Genomic DNA, 20,344 nt, shown 5'->3' on the forward strand with positions numbered 1-20,344 from the left:
ATGGTTCCGCTCTTACAGCGGGTCACTTTTGGAAAGGCCTGTACGGACCGGACACATGGTTGACGGGTGTGCGGGGACATGGTGGACACTTTTCGGCGAGCCAACTTCGCCGGAAAGCCATCATGCCTTGGAACACGAGAGATACCATGAGCCTGAAAGAAGAGTTCGTTGCCTTAGCACGGCAGCCCGGCAGTAATAAAAGAGAACTGTGTCGACGCTTCGGCATCAGCCCGCAAACGGCCTATAAATGGCTCAAACGATACGAGATGCAAGGGCAGTCGGGGCTGCAAGAAAAGTCCCGAAAACCAGCTACCAGTCCCAAACTGACCAATGCGGCCCTGGAGGCGGAGGTCGTAGCGCTCAGGCAGGAACATCCGGCCTGGGGCGGACGCACAATCAGCAGCATCTTGAAAAAGCAAATTGCTCCCAGCACAGTAACTAACGTGCTGCACCGACACGACCTGATTCAGCCCGTTCAGAAGGAACAGGAAGCAAAGCTGAGATTTGAACACGATGCGCCTAACGACCTTTGGCAGATGGACTTCAAAGGGCATTTCGCAACTCAAGAAGGTCGATGCCATCCCCTGACCTTGTTGGATGATCACTCGCGATTCAATTTAGCTATTCAGGCGTGTGATAACGAACGCGGGGGCACAGTGAAGGAGAAGATGATTGAGGTATTCCAACGCTTCGGATTGCCCGCTCGTATCAATGTTGATAACGGTCCTCCATGGGGATCGCCGCGCAACCCCGGTGAAATCACAGAGTTAAGTATCTGGTTGATTAGCTTGGGAATCCGGATCAGTTTCAGTCGCCCCTATCACCCTCAAACCAACGGAAAGATCGAGCGCTTTCATCGATCACTCAAGGCGGAGGTGCTTAATGGACGGCAATTTTCCACGATCAAGGAGGCTCAAACCGCATTTGATCAGTGGCGTGAGGTTTATAACCTGCAGCGTCCTCATCAAGCACTGGACTACAAGGTGCCCATGGACCGGTATCGGTCCAGCCCTTGGGCTTACCCGCAGCAGTTATCACCCTTCGAGTACGGGCCGGATGATGTGTCGATCAAGGCGTATCACAGCCGATTTCGTTTTCAGAAACGCTATTTCAGCATCGCCAAGGGCCTGAATGGTCATCACATCGGAATACGACCTAACCCTGAAAAAGACGGTCTCTTTGATGTTTACTTCTGCCATCACTTTCTAAGAACGATCGACCTGAGCAAACCTGACTATGGCCCATAATGTGTCAACCATGTCCCCGCACATGTGTCCACCATGTGTCCGGTCTATACAGAAAGGCCCAAAAGTAACCAAAAGGCCTTCGCCCCACCACTCGGCACCTCGCCTAGGCTCGGTGTGCCCGAACGCGAACTTTGGAGCGTGGGCCGCCGCGATGGGCCATCCATGGCCCAGCGCGGCTAACCCGGCGTCCTGCCGGGTTACCCACGCTCCAAAGTCCGCGTTCGGCCAGCGTGGTTTAACGGGGCGATCCCAGATCAAAAGCACAGCGCGGCGGCCTTATAGCCGACCGGTTTTGGCTGTCGAGGTGGGTCAGAAATGGCAGGAGTATGGGAGGGGGCTTGCCCCCGGTAACCACGATGCGAAGCGAGCCGCCCTTGATCTTGATCTTGATCTGCTTTTGATCTTAGGCGCCCCGTTAAACCACGCTGGCCGGAATTCGACAGGGATTTGGGGGGTAAACCGGCAGGGATGCCGGTTTAGCCGCCCCGCGCCATGGATGGCGCGTGGCGGCGGCCCCCCAAATCCCTGTCGGATTACGGGCACACCGAGCCAGAGCGAGGTGCCGAGTGGTGGGGCAAGAGCGTTTTGCTTACTTTTGCGCTTTTCAAAAGTGAGCCGCTGTAAGAGCGGAACCATAAGCGGCCGTTACCAAAGGAACGGATATGTACACCGACAGACCGCCATCGGGAGCAAGCCCCCTCCCACATTTTTAAGCAGTGCAAGTCAATGAAACCTCACTCTGCTTTTGCAACCCGATGCCGCCTCTACCCGAATAACGGATCTGTACTCAATCAAGAAGCCAACCATGCAAACGTCTAAATTCCGCAAAATCGGCCTCCTGGCAGCATTGGCCGTCGCCATCGGCCTGATCATCTACACCGTAAAGGCCCCCGCCGACGCCCCCCAATACCTCACCGCCACCACCGAACGCGGCGATATCGAAAACGCGGTATTGGCCACCGGCCTGCTCGAAGGCATCAAGCAGGTCGACGTCGGCGCCCAAGTCTCCGGCCAGCTCAAATCGCTGAAAGTCAAAGTCGGCGACAAGGTAAAAAAGGGTCAGTGGCTAGCCGAAATCGACCCGCTGATCCTGCAGAACACCCTGCGCAAAGCCCAGGTCGACGAAGAAAACCTCCAGGCCCAACGCCGCGCCACCGCCGCGCAGCTCAAGCAGGCCAAGTCTGTCTATGAACGCTACAAGGGCCTGCAGGCCGACGAGTCGGTGTCACGCCAGGATTTCGAAGACGCCGAATCAAGCTTCCAGGTGCAGCAGGCCAACCTGCTGTCCCTGGATGCACAGATCAAAAGCGCACACATCCAGATCGACACCGCCAAGGTCAACCTGGCCTACACCCGCATCAACGCGCCCATCGACGGCGACGTAGTGGGCATCGTCACCCAGGAAGGCCAGACCGTGATCGCCAGCCAGCTCGCACCGGTACTGCTCAAGCTGGCGGACCTGGACACCATGACCGTCAAGGCCCAGGTCTCGGAAGCGGATGTGATTCATATCAGCCCCGGCCAGCAGGTGTACTTCACCATCCTCGGCGAGGCGGACAAACGCTATTACGCCAAACTGCGCGGCACTGAACCAGCCCCGCAGAACTTCCTCGAAACCCAGACCGCCGGCACCCCCAAGCAGAACACCGCGGTGTTTTATAACGCGCTGTTCGACGTGCCCAACCCTGACCATCGCCTGCGCATCGCCATGACCGCACAGGTGCGCATTGTGCTCGACACCGCAGAGGCCGCATTGATGGTGCCGGTGGCGGCGCTGGGAGCGCGCAATGCCGACGGCAGTTACCCGGTGCGGGTGCTGGATGCCAAGGGCAAAGCGGTAGAGCGCAACGTCAGAACCGGCATCAATAACAACGTCAAGGTGCAGATTCTGGATGGACTGGCCGAGGGCGACAAGGTGGTGATCGGCGACGCCACACCCGCCGTGGCAGGGAGCTGAGCCATGACCCAGCCTCTGTTGGAACTCAAGGGCATCACCCGCAGCTTCATGGCCGGCGAGCGTGAATTCATCGCGCTCAAAGGCATCGACCTGACGATTCATGCCGGGGAAATGCTGGCGATCATCGGCGCCTCGGGCTCGGGCAAATCGACCCTGATGAATATCCTTGGCGGCCTGGATTACGCCACTGCCGGCAGCTACAAGATCAATGGCATCGAAACCCGCTCCCTGGGCGATGAGCAACTGGCTGAGCTGCGCCGTGATTACTTCGGCTTTATCTTCCAGCGCTACCATTTGCTTGCTCACCTGAGCGCCTTGCACAACGTGGAAATGCCAGCGATTTATGCCGGCACTCCTGAAAGCCAGCGTCACAGCCGCGCGCGGGAGTTGCTCCAGCGGTTGGGCCTGGCGAGTCATATCACCCACCGACCCAGCCAGCTGTCCGGCGGGCAACAACAGCGCGTGAGTATCGCGCGGGCCCTGATGAACGGCGGCGAAGTGATCCTCGCCGACGAACCCACCGGTGCCCTCGACACCCACAGCGGCAAGGAAGTGATGCGTATCCTCGCAGAGCTGCACGCGGCCGGGCACACGGTGATCATCGTCACCCACGACCCCAAGGTCGCCGCGAATGCCCAGCGCATTGTCGAGGTGTGTGACGGTGAGATTGTCAGTGACAAGGTCAATGACAGCGTTGGCCTGGAGCTGCCCAGCGAAGCGCCGATCGAGCCCAGGCGCAGTGGTGCGCGGCGCCTGGTGGCGAGCCTGGGGCTATTCAAGGAAGCCTTCAACATGGCCTGGGTGGCGCTGATTTCGCACCGCATGCGCACCTTGCTGACCATGCTCGGCATTGTGATCGGGATCACCTCGGTGGTGTCGATCTCGGCCATCGGCGAAGGCGCCAAGCGCTATGTGCTCAAGGACATCCAGGCGATCGGCAGCAACACCATCGATATCTTTTCCGGCACCAGCTTTGGTGACAGTCGCGCCTCGGCGATCCAGACGCTGATGCCCTCGGATGTGGACGCGCTGAACCAGCTGTATTACGTCGACAGCGCCACGCCGGTGGTGGGCCGCAACCTGTTGCTGCGCTTTGGCAACATCGATGTGGATGCCCAGGTCAACGGCGTCAGTGACCGCTACTTCAAGGTCAAGGGCCTCAAGCTCGAAGCCGGCATTGCCTTCAGTGAAAGCGATGCGCGGCGCCAGGCCCAGGTGGTGGTGATCGACCACAACACCCGCCAGCGCCTGTTCGGGCCGAACATCGACCCGCTGGGCCAGGTGATCCTGGTGGGCAACCTGCCGTGTACGGTGATCGGCGTGACGGCGGACAACAAGAATATGTTCGCCGCCAGCAAGGCGCTGAACGTGTGGGTGCCGTATGAGACGGCGGCGGGGCGCCTGTTGGGCCAGCGTCATCTGGACAGCATCACCGTGCGCATCAAAGACGGCCAGCCGAGCAAGGTGGTGGAAGACAACGTCAACAAGCTGATGCTGCAACGTCACGGCACCAAGGACTTCTTCACCAACAACCTCGACAGCATCATGCAGACGGTGCAAAAAACCAGCCGTTCCCTGGCGCTGCTGTTGTCGTTGATTGCGGTGATTTCATTGCTGGTGGGAGGCATTGGCGTGATGAATATCATGCTGGTGTCGGTCACCGAGCGCACCCGCGAGATTGGTATCCGCATGGCGGTGGGGGCGCGCCAGTCGGATATTCGCCAGCAGTTTCTGGTGGAGGCGGTGATGGTGTGTTTGATCGGCGGGATCATCGGGATCTCGTTGTCCTACGCCATCGGCTACCTGTTTTCGCTGTTTGTGAAGGAGTGGGAAATGGTGTTTTCGGTGGGTTCGATCATTACCGCGTTTGCCTGCTCGACGCTGATCGGCATTGTGTTCGGGTTTGTACCAGCGAGGAACGCGGCGCGCCTGGACCCGATCGAGGCGCTGGCCCGGGACTGATGTCTACTGCCAATTGAGAACCAATGTGGGAGGGAGCAAGCCGCCTCCCACATTTTTGCCGCTGTCAGCTTAGAAGCTGGTGCTGCCTTCGGTGGCGTACATCCACCGCAACAAGGAATGCCGCCCACTGATCCCCAGCTTGATCGCCGCGCGCTTGAGGTAGCTTTCGATGGTGTTGACCTTCAATGCCAGTTGTTCGGCCAACTCCGGTGCGGTGCGCCCGGCCAGCAGGCCCACGCACACTTGCAGTTCACGGTTGGACAGGGTCAGCCCCGATTGCACCAGGCGCTCCTGGATGCGTCGGCGCAGGGTTTCGATGCCCTGGTGCTGTGGCACTGCCGGCGGGCTGTCCTGACGGCCAGGCTGGATCGCGGTGATGTGTTTTTCCACCATGGGCAGCAACAGCGTGGAGAAGTCCTGCAACATGCTGCGCTCTTGGGCGGAAAAACTCTGCGAGGGGTGCGAGCGGTACACCGACAGCACGTAGCGCACATCGTCCTTGCGTCGGCTGAGGTGCAATTGTGCGGCGGGCTGCTCGGCCCCCAGGGTTGCCACCGAGTCGGTGTAGACCGGGCTGATCTTGCGGCGGCTGTGGCCTTCGCTGTTGACCTGCAGCTGGGTGATATGGGTGGCGTCCACAGCCAGTTGGGTGAGGATGAGGTCATGCAGCATACGTGGGAAATGGCGGCTGCCGGTGCTGGCGATGACCTTGCCTATATGTGGGAACAGGTGTGAGTTCATCAATTCGTCCATGAGTTTCGGGTACAGGTATTGGGCGTTATAGCGGCGGGAGTCAACAAGGTAACCGCTATGAATAACCTGCACAGATAATCCTTCCCGCCGCCACCATGCTAGTACAGGCTGGCGAAGGCAGGGGGATCCAATCGATAAAATTCAGATTAAAAACGCATAACGGTAGTCGGATCCGTCCGACCACCGCCAGGATAAAAATCACTTTACGTGTAGGCGCTATCTCACTGCAGAGGGCGCTGTCGCGGCCTGACGCACCGTGTTGCGGCCGCACTTGGCCAGGGCCTGATGCACATCCGCCAACAGGTCGGCGACGTCTTCAAGCCCCACCGACAAACGCACCAGGCCCTCGCTGATACCGTGCTGCGCACGTTGCTCGGGGGTGTAGGTGGAGTGGGTCATGCTCGCCGGATGTTGCGCCAGCGATTCGGCATCCCCCAGGCTGACCGCACGGGTGAATAGTTGCAGTGCGTTCATAAAGCGCCGCCCCGTCTCGATCCCGCCCTTGAGTTCAAAGGCAATCATGCCGCCGGGCAGTTTCATTTGCCGGGTCGCCAGTTCGTACTGTGGGAAGGACCGCAGCCCGGGGTAGATCACACTCTCCACGGCCGGGTGCGCCTGTAAGGCTTCGGCTAGCGCCTGGGCATTGCTGCAATGGCGGTCCATGCGCAGGGCCAGGGTTTTGAGGCCGCGCATCAGCAACGATGCGTCCTGGGGCGACATCACCGCGCCGGTCAGGTCCTTGAGGCCTTGCAGGCGAATGCGCTGTGCCAGCGCCTGGTTGCTCACCGCAATGCCTGCGGTGATGTCGCCATGGCCGCTGAGGTATTTGGTGGCCGAGTGCACCACCACATCGGCGCCCAGTTCCAGGGGCCGTTGCAGGTAGGGCGTGCAGTAGGTGTTGTCGACCACCAGGGTGACATTCGGCTGTTGATGGGCAAGCCTGGCCACGGCGGCGATGTCGATCAGGCGCAGGTTGGGGTTGGCCGGGGTTTCGCAGTAGATCATGCGGGTTGCCGGGGACAAGGCCGCTTGCAGGGCGGCCAGGTCGGTCAGGTCAACATGCCGCACCTTGATGCCGAATTCGCCGATGCCGTGGTGCAACAGGGCGAAGGTGCAGCCATACAGGGTCTGGCTGACGATCACCTCGTCGCCCGGGCGTAGCAGGGTCCAGAACGTCGCGGCAATCGCGCCCATGCCGGAGCTGAAGGCCACCGCCGCTTCACCGTTTTCCAGGGTAGCCATGCGTGATTCCAGCAGCGCCAGGGTCGGGTTGGAAATGCGCGTGTAGAAGTGGCCGCTGGCTTCGCCGGCAAAGCACGCGGCGCCGTATTCAACCGTGGGAAAGGCGAAGGTGGCCGACAGGTAGATCGGCGGTACGAGCGCGCCGTGGTGGTCCTTGGGGTCATAGCCGTGGTGAATGGCACGGGTGGAAAAGCCGCAGGTGTTGTGTTTATTGGTCATGTCGGGCGCTCCTTATTTCCTACAATGCTATGCTCATAACCACGGACGAACCTTGCAAAAACTGCTGGAAAAACCCGCGTTTGTGAATCAAACACCGATAAAAATAATGATTAGAGGCACGTTATGCCCATCAAGCTGGACCGCACCGACAAAGCCCTTTTAAACGCATTGCAGGGCAACGCCCGCCTGACCGTGGCCGAACTGGCCGAGCGGGTCGCCTTGACGACCTCACCCTGCTGGCGCCGGGTGCGCACCCTGGAGGAAAGCGGGGTGATCAGCGGCTACCAGGCGATCCTCTCGCCCAAGGCGCTGGGCTATGGGGTGACCGCGTTTGTCAGCATCATGATGGACAGCCACACCCAGGAAATCGCCCGCGCGTTCGAGCAGCGCCTGTTGGAGATTCCGGAAATCGTGGCGTGCCATAACGTGTCGGGCCGCTATGATTTTTTGCTGGAAGTGGTGGCCAAGGACCTGGAATCGTTCGGCGAGTTTGCCCGCGAAGTCTTGCAGACCTTGCCCTGCGTCAAGGAGATCTATTCGAGCTTTTCGTACAAGTCGGTGCGGCCGTTGCGGGTAATTCCGTTGCCGGGGTGAGGGGCGTCCTACAGCGGTCCCTGAATCGGCACGCACAGCCACAGGTAAAAACTGCGCCACGTTTCGTCACACTCCTACAGTTCACTCGCTTCAGAGATCTGAAGATAGCGTTTTTCAAATGTACGAGCGTGAAAGTATGGCGACCGTTCCTTCTGGCCCGAGTAATACATTCCGAGCTATCCAGACTTTTCAGTCTCGAGACGAGCGAGGGGGTGACATAAAGCATAACGGACTACCGTCCAAGTCACCTGAAGACGCGACCAAGCAACTCTGGCGCCAGAGTCCTGGTTGGTCGGATAAGAATGGGGATGGTCTTTATGACGTCACCTATGAATTCCGGACGCCCCCAAAGAGCGAGCATAAACAGCAGTTCAATAAGACCGGGTTCACCGATGTGCTGGAAAACCAACGGCATCAGACGCGGCTGGGGTTGCAATCCATTGAAGACGTAGCGAACGTCAAGTTTACCGAGAGCGCGAAAACGGCGAATAGCGAAGGTCATATAACGATCGGGAATTACGCTCAGAAGATCGATACCAAGGGGCACCCCTATAACGGCAATCCCCATGCGGTATTGCCAAAACCCAACGATGCCCGCAGCGGCGATGTGTGGTTCGTGAATAAAGACGGCGATAAGTCCGTTGCCAATGCCGCCCTGGGCAATGCGGGGCGCTATACCATTGTCCACGAACTGGGGCATGCCATGGGGTTGGCCCACCCTGGTGATTACAATGGCAGCATGAAGAAAACTCAAGTGAGTCATCACGAAGACTCTCAAAGCCACTCCATCATGAGCTACAGGGGCGAACGCACCAGCTACATGAACCACGGTGGCTGGCGTGCTTCAGCGCCGATGCTGGACGATATCAGTGCCTACCAGGATAAATACGGCGCCAACCATGCGACTCGCAAAGATGACACCACCTACGGTTTCAACTCCAACACGGACCGCGACTTCCTCAGCGTCAAATCGGGCCGCGATAAAATGGTGGCGGCTATCTGGGACGGCGGTGGCAATGACACGCTGGATTTTTCTGGTTATACGCAGGACCAGAAAATCAGCTTGAAGGACGGTTCATTTTCAGATGTCGGTGGCCTGAAGGGCAACGTCGGTATTGCTTATAACGCAATTATCGAAAACGCCATCGGCGGTGCCGGCAACGATTTGCTGGTGGGCAACGAAGTGGCCAACCAACTCAAGGGCGGCGATGGCAATGATCGGCTGTACGGCGCAGGCGGTGCAGATATGTTATGGGGAGGCAAAGGCAAGGACGAGTTCGTCTACGGGAAGCTCAGTGAGTCGACTCAGGCCGAACCCGACCGGATCATGGATTTTGTCAGTGGCGAGGACAAGGTCGATGTGTCAGGTATCCGGGTATCCTTGGGCAAAGGGCAGTTGACCTTTGTTGACGCATTTTCAGGCATCAGCGGGGAAGTCGTGTTGGCATACAACCCTGTGTTGAAAATAAGTACCCTGGAGATATCCGGCGCACCGGGCGAGCCAAATTTCGTACTCCATGTGGAGGGGCAAATGCAACGCAGCGATATCGTCAGTTGAAGGTCGTACCGCGGCTCCGGCATACAGACCTTCACCCCCCCAGGGCATCCTGACGGCTACACGCGGGAATTGCTCTGGGCGACCCCATGCAACAACAACGCCTCAAACACCCGCTGCACCCGTGGCTCATCACTGTGGGCCACATTGAAGCGCATCGAGTCGCGATGGGCCGGGTCGTAGCCAAACAGCGCACCGGGCGCCAGCACCATGCTGCGTTTCAACGCCTCCTGGGCCAGCAGTTCGCCGTTTACCCCCTTCGGCAGGCGCGCCCAGATAAACATTCCGCCTTCATAGGCCATCGGCAGTTCGCAGCCGCAGTGCTTGAGCCATTGTTCGACGCGTCCACCGGCCTCCATCAGGCGTTGCACCATACGCTTGCGATGCTTGGCATAGCTGCCTTCAGTGAGCATGCGGTAGACGATCTGTTCGAACAGTTCGGAGGTTACGCCGCCGCTCATCAACTTCATATGGGTGAGGTTGGCGGCCAGTTGCGGCGCCGCCACGACGTAGCTGACCCGGGTGTTGGCGCTGAGGATCTTGGAGAACCCTGACAAGTAGGTGACCTGGTCGAGCCCGGCGACGGCAGCCAGGCGCGGGGGAGGGTTGGGGTGCAGGTCGCCATAAAGATCATCCTCGACGATATGGCAGTGGTATTGCTGGGTCAGTTGCAGCAGGCGAAACGCTTGGCTGGGGCTGAAGGTATGCCCGGTGGGGTTATGCAAAACGCTGGTGGTCAGGTAAAGGCTGGGGCGGTGTTCGGCCAGCAACTGTTCGAGGGCCGCGAAATCGAAACCGTCGGGGCGGCGCTCAATGGTAACGACCTTGACCCCATGCAGCGCCAGGTTGGCGTGGAAGTTGAAGTAGCACGGCGCGTCGAGCAACACCGTGTCGCCAGGTCGGGCCAGAAGGCGCATAAGCATGTCCAGGCCCTGCACAGTGTTGGGCGTGGTGATGATCTGTTCCACGGGCACCGACAAACCTTCACCGTGCAGTTTCTGTTGCAGCGCCTGGCGCAACGGCAGCAGCCCGGCTGGCGTGCCCAAGCCTGCGATGCGCAGCGTTGGCGCACGCACCACGCTGCGCATGGCCTGGCGGATCGCGTCGCCATTGAGCCATTCCTCCGGCAAGTGCCCGCCGCCGGGACGCAGTTCGCCACTGGCGGTGACCAGCGGACGACGCAATATGCTGAGCAGGTCCTGGGGCAACAAGTCGACCCAGGTCGCCGTTGCCGGCCGGGCGCTGTCCATCGCCACGAAGTAGCCACGGCCCTGGCTGGAGGTGAGCAAATGGCGCCCGCGCAGGCGGTCCAGCGCTTCATTGAGGGTGAACTTGCTCACGCCCAGGGTCTGGGTCAATTCCCGTACCGACGGCAACTTGCTGCCCGGCGCCCATTCGCCGTTCTCGATGGCCTGGCTGAATGCCTCGACGATCTGCTGGACCTTGGGGGTGCCTTTCACAAAAGCGATGGCGGATACAAACATGACGCGTCCTTGTGTTTGCCGGTGCTTTTACCGGTGAAGTCAGGCCGAATTAGGCATCACTTTACCTGCCTTGTGCAATGCCGCTGCCCTAGACTGCGCCGTAACCAGACCGCCAAGACCGCCATGGGGCGGGCGCTTGAGGCGTGTTTCTTTCCATTCAAGGTCCGCGGCCATGACAAGTGCATTAACCCTGTCTTCGTTTCTCTACTTCCTGCTGTTTTGCGCCACCATGACCTTCAGTCCCGGCCCCATGACCCTGTTGTTGCTGAGCCTGGGCTTGAAGGACGGCCTGCGCAGTTCGATCCCGGCGCAGCTCGGCGCCAGTGTGTCGTACCTGATTTCCATGCTGATTTTTGCCGTCGGTTTCTCGGAGCTGATCAAGGGCAACCTTGCGATTACCCAGACCATCCAGTTTGTAGGGGTGGCCTATATTCTCTACCTGGCCTACAAGCAGTGGACCAGCAGCGGCGTGTCGATCAACAACGCGGGCGCCGTGGAGGGCTCGCGCAGCCTGTTTGGCAAAGGGCTGTTGACCGGCTTTTCCAACCCCAAGACCATCATCATGTTCAGCGCGGTTTTCCCGCAGTTTGCAGGCGCGGGGGAGCACAGTTCGGCGGCGGACATCGCCATCCTCGGGGCAACCTTCCTGTTGCTGCAATTTGCCAGCGGGTGCCTGTATTGCTATTTCGGCCAGCGCATCAAGCATGTGCTGGAAAACCCCAAGCGGCGGGTGTTGTTGCAGCGGGGCACCGCAGTGCTGCTGTTGGGCGTTGCATGGATGCTGGCGCGTGGCTTTTCACACTGAAGGATTAGCGTGTAAGCAGTAGTGGCGATTTGACGTTGCCCTGTTAGACTCCAGGCACTCACTCAGGATCGCACCCCACCATGCCAGCCGTAGGAGGAAAGGGACTTCCGCTCGCTTCGCGCTTGTACAAATCTCGTCTTCTGGGGCTGAGCCTCGGCTTCGTCTGCGTGGTGTTTGCCATGTATCCGCTGAGTCCTTCCGTTTGGGTGTGGGCCTGGATGCTGATCAACGCTTTTGTGTGGCCGCATGTGGCGTTTCAATTGTCTTTGCATGCAGCCCATACCCTGCGCAGTGAGCGCCGTAGCCTGTTGTTCGATTCTTTTTGCGGCGGGTTTTGGGTCGGCGCGATGCACTTCAACCCACTGCCCAGCGTCACCACCCTGTCGATGATGACCATGAACAACGTGGCCATCGGTGGCACGCGCTTTATGCTGGCGGGGTGGGCGGCGCAGGCGCTGGGGCTGGGGGCGGCGCTGCTGATTTTTGCGCCTGCTTTTATCGCCGTGACCACCCAGGCCCAGTTGTATGCCTGCCTGCCGATCCTGATGCTGTATCCCCTGGTGCTGGGCTGGATCTGCTACCGCCAGGCCGTGACCCTGGCCCGGCACAAGCGTGAGCTGTTGGCCTTGAGCCGCACCGACAGCTTGTCCGGCCTGCTCAACCACGGCGCCTGGAAAGACCACCTGGACATCGAGTTCCAACGCTGCCGCCGAAACCAGGCGGGCGCCGCCATCGCGCTGATCGATATCGACCACTTCAAGACCATCAACGACACCTACGGCCATGTGACCGGCGATATCGTCCTGCGCCAATTGAGCAAAGTGCTGCGTCAGAACCTGCGCGCCACCGATCTGGCCGGGCGTTATGGCGGCGATGAGTTCTGCGTGATCCTGCCGGACATGCCCCTCAATCGCGCCACCGAAGTGATGGAGGCCTTGCGCGATCGCTTCAACGCCTTGGCCTATGCCCAGGACCCGGCATTGCGCGTCAGCTTGAGTATCGGCCTGGCGCCGTACCAGCCGACCCACGCCGACTCCATCGGTTGGCTCAACGATGCCGACCAGGCGTTGTACGAAGCCAAGAGCAGCGGGCGCAACCGGGTGAACGCCGTGCAGGAGGGTTGGTTGCGGTCGGTCTAGTGAGATAGGGTGTGGGGAGCCCATTCCAACAAAAAAGGATCGCTCCATGCTCTTCACTTTCCCGCGTACCCTGCTGGCCGCCACCCTGGCGTTGTCCTTCGTCATGCCGGCCTACAGCGCCGAACCTCACAAGCAGATCCAGGCGGATGCCGAGCAGTACAAGGCCCAGGCCCTGAAGCTGTTGGAGCGCCTGGTAAATATCGACTCGGGGTCAGGTTACGAGCCGGGCCTGACCCAAGTGCGTGACATCGCCGTGGATGAGTTGAAGCAATTGGGGTTCAGCATTGAATTGGTACCGGACAAGGCGGCCAATAACAGCCACGTGGTTGCCACCCTCAAAGGCACCGGCAAGGCCCGGATCCTGCTGATGGCGCACATGGACACTGTCTTCAAGGAAGGCTCCGCCGCCGAGCGCCCGTTTCACATCAAGGATGGCCGTGCCTATGGCCCCGGCGTGATGGATGACAAGGGCGGTATCGTCGCCGGCATCTACGCGCTGAAAGTCCTGAAAAACCAGGGCTTCAAGGACTACGCACAGATCACCTTCCTGCTCGACGCCAGCGAAGAAACCGGCTCTGAGGCTGCCTCGGAACTGATCCGTAAAACCGCCAAGGTCCATGACGTGACCCTCAACCTGGAACCCGGCCGCCCAGCGGACGGCCTGGTGGTATGGCGCAAAGGCAGCGCGACCGCGGTGGTCGAAGTCAAAGGCAAGTCCGCCCACGCCGGCGTCGCCCCGGAACTGGGACGCAACGCCGCCATGGAGGCCGCGCACCAGATCCTGCAACTGGGCAAGCTCGGTGATGAAGAGAAGAAGACCACCATCAACTTCACCGTGCTCAAATCCGGTGACCGCACTAACGTTATCCCCGACCAGGCCACTGCCAAGGCCGACGTACGTGCGGCGGTGCCCGAAGAGTTCGATCGAATCGAGAAGGATCTGGCGCGGGTATCAGCCAACAAGTTGATCCCCGACACTGAAGTGAAAACCAGCCTGCAACGCGGCCTGCCACCGATGCCGCAGACGGCCGAATCGGATAAGTTGGTGGCGATAGCCCAAGGTATTTATGGCGAACTGGGGCGCAAATTGACCATCGAAGGCAGCGGCGGCGCCGCAGATGCCAGCTTGTCGGCCGGGGTAGGGACGCCGACGTTGGATGGGTTTGGGATTGTGGGGGGCAATATCCACACGGCGGAGGAATATGCCGAGGTGGAGAGCGTGGTGCCGCGGGTTTATCTGTTGAGCCGGATGATTATGGAGCTGGCCAAGCGCTGATCGGAGCGTTGGATTGCAGAGCGAAGCAGATTCAAATGTGGGAGGGGGCTTGCTCCCGATGGCGGTGGATCAGCTCGCATATGCATTGACTGAATCACTGCTATCGGGAGCAAGCCCCCTCCCACATTGGATATTCAGTGTATCCAAGACTCGGGTCACCATGTGGCAGGGTCTTCGAGGCTGGCTTTTTGGAGGTCTTCTTTCCACCACTCATTAGCTAATCTATAAATTTCTTCGAAAAAACCTTTTGGATTGTCCATGTCACTCCATCCCCAAGGCAGGGTGCAGTAATAGCCTGGAGCCTGTCTCAATAAGTGCGAAAAGTTATAGGTTTCGTCGCTAAGTGCGGCCCCCAATTTGTCGCATAAGACCTTGCGATGTCGATAGCTTAGATCTGAAGATTTCTCAATTATGTATTTTTTGATCAGCCGCTCTCTGTCTGCGTCAAGATTGATGTCGTAACATGCAAGCTCTTCACCTACAGTCTCTTCGCGATCATAAATATCGAACGGGCTGAGTAAATGGCGAAGTTTTGGTGCGTAAGGGATATCTAGAAAAGGGTGTTTCAGCATTGGTCATTGCTCACAGGGAATACGGTATAAAGTTCTTTGGTTTCGCGATCGAATTTCGCGATCGCTGCATCCATATTTTCATCAAGTATTGGATTATTCCGATCAGTAGGGTTTGGTATATATCCTCTTCCGCAACCCTGCATTTCGATTCGGACAATTGGGTTGCCGTAGTAATCTTCCCCGGTAAAAGGCGGTAGATTGCGTTCTGCTCTTGTGGTCGCCTCATTTAATACAGCGAATTGCGCTCGATGACTTTTAAACTGTGTGCTTAACTGCATAGGGTTTTTCCTTTTGTTGGAGGTGTTTATTTGTTTAGGGACATTAGCTCGCATCGGACTCTATCTTGTAGTGCTGTAAGCAGCGTAACAGCACAGCCATGAATTGCCGGTGATCAATTATTTCGTCATCAAAATAGGTGTCGAAAAGATAAAAAACAGAATCAAAGTTTTCATCTGTATTTAAATAGTAGTGAAGTGTGTCGATATGCCACTGTTGGATTTCAGGCTTATATGATAGAAATTCTGGTTTAGTCAATCTTTCAAAAAGCTCGGCGAGTTCTGTTTCGTTGTTAACGTTTTTTGAAGCGATGAAGCGCTCTCTTTCAGGGTCGTCGTAGTTTTCAATGCTGTAGGTGAATAGTAGGCTTCTGAGTGTTGATAGTTCTGGGCTGAGCTTCATGTTTAGAATTCCGTGTACGCAGTAATCGGATTGCCATCATTGTCAAGTATTACAATGGCTTTGCTTTGTCTTCCGTATTCAAAATTATTTTTTTTGTATCCTTCTCCAATTATTTTTCCCATGTGCATTGGTCTGCGAGATGTTTGTAGATTTGTATATTTAAATATAAGTTGTGCGCGATAAATGGCGTTGAGTTGGTCCCGGTGGCTGAAATATCTAGTGGCTGCAGTAGGTATTTTGGGTTCACCATCTTTTCTTCCACCAATGTATCTTTCGATTTCTTCTGTTGTTGGGTTTTTACCTGATCTTACTCTTTCGAGTTGGGAGTCGGGGGTTGTCTGCGCGCCGTGCTTCTGCAAAAAATGTGCTCTTGGGAATGCTTGTTCGATTTCTTTCAAACGTCTGTAGGCGTTTGCCTCGGCTAGCTCATCAATTCTCGCCTGCCGCTGCGCGCGGGTCAGTTGCGGTAAGGCAGGCTCTCCGTGGTTAACACTCTCCGCAGGGTTTGGAGCACTGGTGCTGGGTTTACACCCGTCAGCACCTGGGCATGTATTCAAGCCTAGCGGGTCGACCCATCCCGTCGGATTGGGCACATAACGGTACCCGTTGATCCCACCCGCCAGCTTCACCGGATCCGGCGTCAGGTAGCGGCCAATATCCGGATTGTAGTAGCGATGGCGGTTGTAGTGCAGCCCGCTTTCTTGGTCGAAATACTGTCCTTGGAAACGCAACGGATTGTCGATTTTGCCCACGTCGAGGCGGGCGATCTGGCCGTAGGCGCGGTAATGGGCGGACCAGACGATTTCGCCCTCGGGGCTGGTCAGTTCCTGCGGTGTGCCCAGATGGTCGAGTTGGTAGTGGTAGGGCGTGGTGTCCTGTGGGCCATAGCCTTCCAGCAGTGCCAGTGGGCGGAAGCTGTTCGGTTCGTAAATGTAGCTGCGATGGCGTTCCGCGTGGTGCTCGGCAATCAGCTTGTCGCCTTGCCAGAAAAACTCGGTGGTCTTGCCCTCCACGGTCTTGCTGACACGCCGGCCAAACGGGTCATAGCGATAACTGGCGGTTTCGCCGTTCGGTTTTGTGATGCTGATTAACCGATGCTGGCAGTCGTAGCGGTACTCAGTAACGAGTTGCTGGCCTTTGCCGCGCCGTTCGCGGATCAGGTTGCCGAAGGCGTCGTAGTCGTAATGGCGGTCGCCCTGGATCATCAGGCGGTTGCCGGCAACGATGTCCGGGCCGGGGCGGTCTTGCATCAGCAGGTTGCCCGCCGGGTCGTGGGCGAAGCGCTCCTGGACGTCTTGGGAATGATCGGCGCGGGTCAGGCGATTAAGCGGGTCGTAGCGGTAGTCGTGTTTGCCCTTGCGGGTGTCGAGCAGGCGGGTGAGGGTGCCGCTTTTGTCGTAGTCGTATTGGCGTTGGTAGAGGTAGTTTTGCTGCTGCGTAACGGCGTGGGCGTGCAGGCGGTTTTGGTCGTCGTAGTGGTAATGGCTGAGCAGTTGACCTTGTTGGCGTTGGTGTTCGCGGCCGCTCTTGAATAAGTGCGAGGTGAGCACTTCACCATTGAGTTCGACGGTGGCGAGGTGGCCGCCTTTGTCGTGGTTGAAGACGAGGCGGTTGTTGTCCGGCAGGCGCAGGTTTTTCAGCTGGCCGCAGGCGTCGTAGCCATAGCGCAGGGTGCCCCAGCCTTGGTGTTCGGCGGTGAGGCGGTTTTGTTTGTCGTACTCGTAGGCCAACGCCCAGTGACCGTCTTCGACGCTGAGGAGGTTGCCCTGGCGGTCGTAGGCATAGTCGACAACGCTGGCATCGGGCAGGGTTTTTCGGACGAGGCGACCGGCGTGGTCGCGCTCGTAGCGGGTCACTAGCTGACTGCCATCGTCGCCGTATTCGGTCTTTTCCTGCAGGTTGCCGTTGAGGTCGTAGACGTAGGCGGTGCGTTGGCCGTCGAAGCCGATTTCCCGCTGGATCAGGCCGTTGGGGTGGTAGTCGAGTTGGTAGGTTTCGCCGACTTCGTTTTCGATTTCGGTGAGCAGTAGCCTGGCGTTGTCGTAGCGGTACTTGACCTGGGTGCCGTCGGCGTTGATGCGGCGGCTGATCAGGTGCAGGCCATCGGCGTATTCGTAGCGGGTGACGTGGCCGAGTTCATCGCGCTCGGCGATGATTTTGCCGTAGGGGTTGTAGCTGAATTCCCGGCAAGCGCCGCCGGGCTGGGTCAGTTTCAGCAGGCGCCCAGCGGCGTCCCATTCATAAAGAGTCCGCGCGCCATGCTCATCCTCACGTGCAACCTGCCGCCCTAGATCGTCATAGCGATAACGCTTGATCCCGCCATTGGGCAATTGCTCTTCCAGCAACTGCCCACGCTCATTCCACACCAGCCGATGGCAGCTGTGATCCGGGTACCAAACCCCGGTCAGTTGCCCGTGTTTGTTGTAGCTGTAATCGGTAACCTCGCCGTCAGGATCGGTCCTACGCGTAACATCGCCTTGCTCATTACGCTCGTATTTCCAGACTGCCTCCCCACGCCTCACAACCCGAACAAAACCGTTGTCATGCTCGTAGGACGTCGGCTCGTCATCTCCCGGAAACAACGCCACCAAGCGTCCGGCTTCGTCGTACTGATACGCCGTCACCGCGCCCAGCGGGTCTTGCTCGACGGTCAGCCGGCCTTTGTCGTCATAGGATTTGAAATGCTCGGCGCCGTCCGGATCGATCCGCTGCACCAACCGCGCCCGGTCGTCGTGGACATAGACTTCCTGGCTGCCATCGGCGTTATGCACGGTGACACGGCCGTCATCCCCCCAGGCATAGCGCGTGTCCATCTGCGAAAAGCTCGCCCAGTGCCGGACGCAACGCGCCGCCTTGCCGGAGCCTTCCCACTCCCAAAAGAAACTCGCCCCACCGGCCAGCTGCCGCTCAAGAATGACGTGCTGATCGTCGTACCGATAACGCTCGCTTTCACCGACGGCATTGGTCGCGCAAACCAGTCGTCCCGCTTCGTCATAGGCGTAGGAAACAACGTTCTGCTCGGTTTCCCAGACGTAAGGTGCACGCCCTGTGGCGCGATGAACCTGGTAGTCCACCGCGACGATGCGGTCCAGCTCATAACGCAGCAGCAGCGAGCGACCAGCACCGTTATCCAGCCGCTCAATCCGCCCGGAACGATCACGGCAAATGCGTAGACGGTTGTCATACGCATCGCTGATCGAAACCAGTGCACCGTCGCGAAAGTGATAGAACCGCGACGCCTGGGCCAGTACCAGCTCATCAGGCGTCGAGCCCAAGTAGATCGCCGCTTCCGCCAGGCTGTTGGTAATCGCGGGTCGAGCAGAAGTCGGCAAGGGCAGGGTGGTCGAGCGGTTCTCATGGTCGGTCCACACCACCGAATCGCCCGACACACAAAGCCCGTGCGCCAGCGCATGGCTCCAGCCAAACCCCAACCCACAATCGATTTCCACCGCACTGGTGCGATACAGCCGGGTCCACTCAAACGGCAAAACCCCATCCAGCGCGCCGTCGGTGAGGGTAAGCAATTCTTCCCCGGTGACCATCGACACCGGGCAGCCGTTAGTAACCGTCTTGTCCGCAGGTGCCGCCGCATCCCCCTTCGGATTCGAAGCCACAGCCGGCGCATCATCGACGTGCTCCTGCCGGACCAATACGGTCTGCCGGGCCTTGCTTCGCACTGCGGGCACCGGGTTCGAAACCAGTTGATTCCCAGCCTTCAACGGTACAGCCGGCACCACCCTGATCGGCGTCGCCGCACTGCTCAGCAACACAGGCTTGGCGGCCTCAACATGCGTGTCCAACCGCGGCCCCGCCACCTGCCTGGCCAGCAACTCCAACAACGCCCGCGCTTGCCCGGACTTGACGCGACTGAGCATCTGCGCACCCAGTCGCAGCTGTACGCCAATACCCCGCGTGGCCCAGATCAGCAGCAGGTTGATCAAGACTTCGCCGGTGATTTCACCCAGCAACTCATACATCTGCGGCGGCGGCAGCATCCGTATCCAGGCCACCACCGCTGCCACGTAGATAAACAGCAGCGGCTCATCACTGAGCACCAGCAATCCCTTGGCCAGCGTGTCTTTGCCCAGCGCGAGCAGCGCATCCAGCTCGGCCTGGGAGAGGTACTTCAGCAACTTTTCGCTGTTGGATTTGAAGTTCGCGAGCAGGTCATACAGCTCGGTGATGTTGTCCCACAGGTTGTAGAGCGCCTTGCCGAGCCCGGTAGCAAAGGCCATGCCCTGCATTCCACTGCGTTGATAGGCTGGCGCTTTGACAAAGTCGGCCCATTGAAGCTGGAAATGCTCGTCCCACTGCTTGCGCAGATCAGCTTCCAACCCGGCAATCACTGACGTGTAGGAGGCATACAGCGCCTTGACGTGATCCTTGGAGACATTGGGGTAAAAGGTGATTTGGTATTGCTGGTCGCGGGTACAGTCGTTGACTTCGAGAATGCCGCTGGGGCCGATGGTCCGATGAAGCGGCGCGCCGACCGGGCTGCCATCCCGAGCCAGGGCTTGCAGTTGCACCTGGGTGTTGCCGATGGGTACAAACCGGGTACTTTCAAACAGATGCACCAGGGTCAACCCACCCTGGGCTTTGCATTGAGCGACGGTGCGGCTGGGTTTGTCGGAAGAGGCCGGCGCGACCAGTGCGACGTCTTCCCCAACCTTGAACACCTGCTCCATGGCAAGTGCCGAACCACTCAACAGGCTGTCGGCCCACGCGTCGAACGTGTTCAGGCAGGTACGAAAATCCGCTAAAACGCGAGTGACATCCGGCGCCTTGGGATCCATGGGGGCCAGCACAAAGCCAGCGATCACCGGAATCAAGAGCCAGCCCTGTCAACCAGGGCTCTAACGAA

15 protein-coding genes are annotated in these 20,344 nt (G+C 58.7%); 8 read left to right on the forward strand and 7 right to left on the reverse strand.

The features are described 5' to 3' along the window. The first annotated feature begins 122 nt into the window (after positions 1–122). The 3 genes from QMK52_RS19105 (at position 123) to QMK52_RS19115 (ending at position 5,166) form a co-directional block, all read left to right on the forward strand. Positions 123–1,247 (forward strand): IS481 family transposase, encoded by a 1,125-nt coding sequence (locus tag QMK52_RS19105; RefSeq protein WP_216091764.1) that lies wholly within the window; start codon positions 123–125, stop codon positions 1,245–1,247. Positions 1,248–2,052: 805 nt separating this feature from the next. Next, the gene (macA, locus tag QMK52_RS19110) at positions 2,053–3,204 is read left to right on the forward strand and encodes a macrolide transporter subunit MacA (protein ID WP_005788987.1); all 1,152 of its coding nucleotides are present in this window, start codon (positions 2,053–2,055) and stop codon (positions 3,202–3,204) included. Positions 3,205–3,207: 3 nt separating this feature from the next. Continuing rightward, complete coding sequence (locus QMK52_RS19115) at positions 3,208–5,166, forward strand: MacB family efflux pump subunit (protein ID WP_005788986.1); 1,959 nt, start codon at positions 3,208–3,210, stop codon at positions 5,164–5,166. 69 nt (positions 5,167–5,235) lie between these two features. On the opposite strand, the gene QMK52_RS19120 is transcribed toward QMK52_RS19115, so the two are convergent. Both QMK52_RS19120 and QMK52_RS19125 read right to left on the reverse strand, forming a co-directional pair. Continuing rightward, the gene (locus QMK52_RS19120) at positions 5,236–5,907 is read right to left on the reverse strand and encodes a helix-turn-helix transcriptional regulator (RefSeq protein ID WP_005788984.1); all 672 of its coding nucleotides are present in this window, start codon (positions 5,905–5,907) and stop codon (positions 5,236–5,238) included. A 228-nt stretch (positions 5,908–6,135) separates the two neighbouring features. Next, complete coding sequence (locus QMK52_RS19125; protein WP_320403252.1) at positions 6,136–7,380, reverse strand: methionine gamma-lyase; 1,245 nt, start codon at positions 7,378–7,380, stop codon at positions 6,136–6,138. A gap of 123 nt (positions 7,381–7,503) precedes the next feature. On the opposite strand from QMK52_RS19125, the gene QMK52_RS19130 reads away from it, so the two are divergent. After that, a complete protein-coding gene (locus QMK52_RS19130) occupies positions 7,504–7,974 on the forward strand; it encodes an Lrp/AsnC family transcriptional regulator (protein ID WP_005788981.1) in 471 nt (156 codons plus the stop codon). 118 nt (positions 7,975–8,092) lie between these two features. Further along, complete coding sequence (locus QMK52_RS19135) at positions 8,093–9,532, forward strand: serralysin family metalloprotease (RefSeq protein ID WP_242462612.1); 1,440 nt, start codon at positions 8,093–8,095, stop codon at positions 9,530–9,532. A gap of 56 nt (positions 9,533–9,588) precedes the next feature. On the opposite strand, the gene QMK52_RS19140 is transcribed toward QMK52_RS19135, so the two are convergent. Beyond that, on the reverse strand, positions 9,589–11,013 hold the full coding sequence (locus QMK52_RS19140) for a PLP-dependent aminotransferase family protein (RefSeq protein ID WP_194438536.1): 1,425 nt from the start codon (positions 11,011–11,013) through the stop codon (positions 9,589–9,591). Between the two features lie 172 nt (positions 11,014–11,185). Between QMK52_RS19140 and QMK52_RS19145 the strand changes: the two genes are divergently transcribed. From QMK52_RS19145 to QMK52_RS19155, 3 genes are all read left to right on the forward strand, one after another. Then, a complete protein-coding gene (locus QMK52_RS19145) occupies positions 11,186–11,818 on the forward strand; it encodes a LysE family translocator (RefSeq protein ID WP_194438534.1) in 633 nt (210 codons plus the stop codon). Between the two features lie 80 nt (positions 11,819–11,898). Continuing rightward, positions 11,899–12,957, forward strand: coding sequence for a diguanylate cyclase (locus QMK52_RS19150; protein WP_005788976.1), 1,059 nt, complete (start codon positions 11,899–11,901; stop codon positions 12,955–12,957). Positions 12,958–13,003: 46 nt separating this feature from the next. After that, a complete protein-coding gene (locus tag QMK52_RS19155) occupies positions 13,004–14,233 on the forward strand; it encodes a M20/M25/M40 family metallo-hydrolase (protein WP_005788974.1) in 1,230 nt (409 codons plus the stop codon). A 155-nt stretch (positions 14,234–14,388) separates the two neighbouring features. Here the strand turns inward: QMK52_RS19155 and QMK52_RS19160 are convergent, their stop codons facing one another. Genes QMK52_RS19160 through QMK52_RS19175 form a run of 4 tightly spaced genes read right to left on the reverse strand, consistent with a single transcriptional unit; the run spans position 14,389 to position 20,312 of the window. Further along, positions 14,389–14,805, reverse strand: coding sequence for a hypothetical protein (locus QMK52_RS19160; protein ID WP_194438529.1), 417 nt, complete (start codon positions 14,803–14,805; stop codon positions 14,389–14,391). Next, positions 14,799–15,083 (reverse strand): hypothetical protein, encoded by a 285-nt coding sequence (locus QMK52_RS19165; RefSeq protein WP_032803591.1) that lies wholly within the window; start codon positions 15,081–15,083, stop codon positions 14,799–14,801. Before QMK52_RS19165 ends, QMK52_RS19160 begins: the two co-directional genes overlap by 7 nt. 43 nt (positions 15,084–15,126) lie before the next feature. Continuing rightward, positions 15,127–15,483, reverse strand: coding sequence for a hypothetical protein (locus tag QMK52_RS19170; protein ID WP_005788970.1), 357 nt, complete (start codon positions 15,481–15,483; stop codon positions 15,127–15,129). A gap of 2 nt (positions 15,484–15,485) precedes the next feature. Further along, a complete protein-coding gene (locus tag QMK52_RS19175) occupies positions 15,486–20,312 on the reverse strand; it encodes an RHS repeat-associated core domain-containing protein (protein WP_320403253.1) in 4,827 nt (1,608 codons plus the stop codon). Between the last annotated feature and the right edge of the window lie 32 nt (positions 20,313–20,344).

The sequence above is a fragment of the Pseudomonas sp. P9_2 genome (assembly GCF_034008255.1).
Lineage (GTDB): Bacteria > Pseudomonadota > Gammaproteobacteria > Pseudomonadales > Pseudomonadaceae > Aquipseudomonas > Aquipseudomonas synxantha_A.